This is a genomic window from Celeribacter marinus, from assembly GCF_965656515.1.
Lineage (GTDB): Bacteria > Pseudomonadota > Alphaproteobacteria > Rhodobacterales > Rhodobacteraceae > Celeribacter > Celeribacter marinus_D.
The window spans coordinates 4405-7397 of the sequence record NZ_CBFHKW010000083.1 but is presented as its reverse complement, the minus strand read 5'-3'; the positions used below and the strand labels follow the sequence as shown (position 1 = coordinate 7397).

Here is a 2993-nt window from a genome sequence, read left to right as displayed (position 1 = left end):
TTCTGTGTAGACGCGGTAACCGTTGGCCCTGCGCTTGCCCTTCAGAAGACCGAGCTTCTCGTAATAGAGTAGCGTCGCCCGTGAGAGCCCTACGCTCTTCGCTAATTCCGAAATCTGATACATTCGCCGCCTTGTAAGCTCACACCGATTCTCGTCCGTCAAGAACTCCCTAAGCTATGAAGCTATAGACAGGTCAAGCCATAATCGGCTTGGTCCTGCGCGGCCTCCATTCCCAGATTGGAAGAGCTATACGATGGCCGAATGATCGGTTAGGTGAAGCTGCACCGCAGCGCCTCGCTAAGAAGCAAAGGGCAGCTCCGGGCCGTCCGTGAAGACGGCCCAAGCCTTCAGATTTCGATAGCTTCGGCGATCGCAAGCGCATCTTCAAGCTCAACGCCAAGGTATCTGACTGTGCTATCCATCTTGGTATGGCCCAACAACAGCTGCACGGCGCGCAGGTTTCCTGTCTTCTTGTAGATCTGGGTCACCTTGGTGCGCCTCATCGAGTGGGTGCCATAGGCGCTGGCCTCCAGACCGATGGATGTAACCCAGTCACGCACAATTCGCGCGTACTGGCGGGTCGAGATGTGAAGCCGTTCGTGAAAGCGCCCGGGCCAGAGGTATTCGGATCCGACCATCAGCGGCTCCCGCATCCATTTGGCGAGCGATGCACGGGTGCCTTCAGAGATTTCGAAACGTACGGGTTTTTGGGTCTTGCTCTGAAGAACCGACGCGCGTTCCTTGATTTGCCCTGACGCCATGACATCGACCACCTTCATCTTCACCAGATCGCAGCCGCGCAACTTGCTGTCGATGGCAAGATTGAAAAGGGCCAGATCACGATGGTTCTCCGCTAGCTCCTGCCGCACCCTGATCGCCCAAACGTGTTTGGGTTTTAGCGGCCGTTTCTGGCCGACGATCCGGCCTTTGTTCCAAGCCGGGCGCAGCTCGCGGATGGCGGGTAAGTTTGGTGTTTCCATGATGGATCCTCCGATCCACGGCGCCCTCCCACATCGACAACCCGACGTTGACAAGACATCATACCACATGATGCTGTGCTGCATCGGGGGTCGGCTATGAGCCCAAACTTTCGAATGCAATACTGTGCCCGAATGACGGCGCAACCCCATAGAGCCGACACTTGGCTCTGAAGGCGCGTCGCACGCCCGCCGTTCGGCCACGATGACGAGCAGCACTGCGGCATCATCAAAGCCAACCTTTAGTGGGAGCCGTTGGAATGGGTCATGTCCGTTGTTCTAACACCCACGCTACCGGGTTGATTCATCATCATGGTGCGCGTCGTAACTTGCGCCCAACTCGGCTCTTAGAAAGTCCCCGAAATTCAACGGATCGAATTTTGGTGTGCCGGTCCCCGGCAATGGGGCGACAATGGTCGAAACATTAGGATCAAAAAAGAATGGGACCGAATACCGCTCCCGCCTGGAGGTATTGATCACTCTGTGCGGGGTCGACAATAGCTTCCCGTTCGACATGCGGTGTAACATGTCTCCGACATTTACGATAAAAGCATCCTCACGCGGTGGCGCATCCACCCATTCGCCCGCCGGAGTTTGCACTTGTAAGCCGCCAACGTCATCTTGCGCCAACAGTGTCAAACACCCAAAGTCCTTGTGAGGGGCTGATCCATACAAATCCTCAGGTGCCTGAGGCGGTTGCGGTGGATAGTGGAGCAGGCGCAGCCAGATCGTTGGCGTGTCAAATGCTTTGAGGATCCCCTGTTCCGTGACGCCAATTGCGTCCAGCGCCAATCCCATCAGCTTGCGTCCCAGCCCTGTCATCGCTTCTGTGTAGGCTTCACACACCTCTCGAAACCCTTGCAAATCAGGCCATTGGTTTGGACCCGACAGGTAGACGTCGGAACGAGCAAACTCATCTTCTCGCATCATCATAAAGGATGCCGACTGGTTCGGTTTTGTCACCTCTGCGAGATCAGAGTTCACGTCAGTGGATGTATTGATTGCGATGTAGCCGCGATGGTTCTTGTCCAGCGCGATCGCCTGCTTCTGCGCTTCCGCAAGGGCGTGAAACTGCTTCGAAGCCGCAAATATGTCCTTACGAAGCTTTGGGTCCACGCCATGGTTGATGATGTAACCAAAGCCCGTATTTCCGTATGCATTTGCAAAGTCGATGGCCAGCTGGGTTGTGTCGCCACCATTCATCAATGGCGCAAGGTCAAGCGCCGGTATTTCTGTAAACTCAGTCATGGGAGGTCTCCGAAAGTGATTTGTTGGATGCAGCACATAGGGTGCTGGCTATCCGGCAAAACGCTTTCGACGGTGAGCGCTGTGGCGCTCGAGGATAACGAGATGGAGAAACTCTGTCATATCATCAGGTTATGGCGGATCGTGCCAATGATCAAACGAAAAAAGCTCGATAAAGCGGTCACTCGGTGGCAGCTATCGACCGTCCTTTTCCGCCATTTAGCAGTTCTTGTTCGGCTCAATTCTGCATTTGTAGCGACAGTTCGGTCTGACGGACTGCACCACAGCACTCCGCATTTTGGGTGAACCACAGCTCCGGGCCGCTTCTCCATCAGATATCGATGAGTGCTGTTGTAATCGCCTGCCATTGGTCGCGCGACACCGCTTGGGGGCTGGCGAGCAACCAATAGCTTTGGTGATGAGAAAGAGACGCGGAATCGAGGCGAACCAACGCACCCGTTGACAAGGCCTCCGCGCACAATGGCAGCGATGCCAGCAATACTCCCAGCCCCGCCTTGGCCGCGCCAAGTGCCGACAGATGTGTGTCAAAGCGCAGGTCGGGCAATGGGGTGGTAGGGATGCCGAACTCTGCTGCCCAGGCGTGCCAGCCGAGGCGCTGCCCCGCACAGGCGATGCGCGGCAACGCTGTCCAATGACCTGCGCGGGCCGCCAGCGCGGGCGCCGCCACCGGGGCGATTTCTTCGGCATAGAGCCGGGCGCGATAGGGGTGCGGCCAGTCACCTGTTCCATAACGGATGCGGATGACGTCGT

At 56.7% G+C, this 2993-nt stretch carries 4 protein-coding genes; all 4 read right to left on the bottom strand.

Going from position 1 to position 2993, the window contains the following annotated elements; translation table 11 throughout:
• Positions 1 to 123, bottom strand: a 123-nt coding sequence (locus tag ACTG34_RS12960; RefSeq protein WP_439105307.1) for a MerR family DNA-binding transcriptional regulator, incomplete at its 3' end; no start/stop codon positions are given.
• 224 nt (positions 124 to 347) lie between these two features.
• The gene (locus ACTG34_RS12955) at positions 348 to 980 is read right to left on the bottom strand and encodes a tyrosine-type recombinase/integrase (protein ID WP_439105305.1); all 633 of its coding nucleotides are present in this window, start codon (positions 978 to 980) and stop codon (positions 348 to 350) included.
• A 288-nt stretch (positions 981 to 1268) separates the two neighbouring features.
• Positions 1269 to 2225: an isopenicillin N synthase family dioxygenase gene (locus ACTG34_RS12950; protein ID WP_439105306.1), complete on the bottom strand. Its 957-nt coding sequence runs from the start codon at positions 2223 to 2225 to the stop codon at positions 1269 to 1271.
• 328 nt (positions 2226 to 2553) lie between these two features.
• The coding region (locus ACTG34_RS12945; RefSeq protein ID WP_439105304.1) for a LysR substrate-binding domain-containing protein at positions 2554 to 2993 on the bottom strand (440 nt) is incomplete at its 5' end.

What these genes read in the sequence shown, in the direction of transcription:
- ACTG34_RS12955 (WP_439105305.1), bottom strand. Translation starts at nt 980, where the DNA reads ATGGAAACACCAAACTTACCCGCCATCCGCGAGCTGCGCCCGGCTTGG.
- ACTG34_RS12950 (WP_439105306.1), bottom strand. Translation starts at nt 2,225, where the DNA reads ATGACTGAGTTTACAGAAATACCGGCGCTTGACCTTGCGCCATTGATG.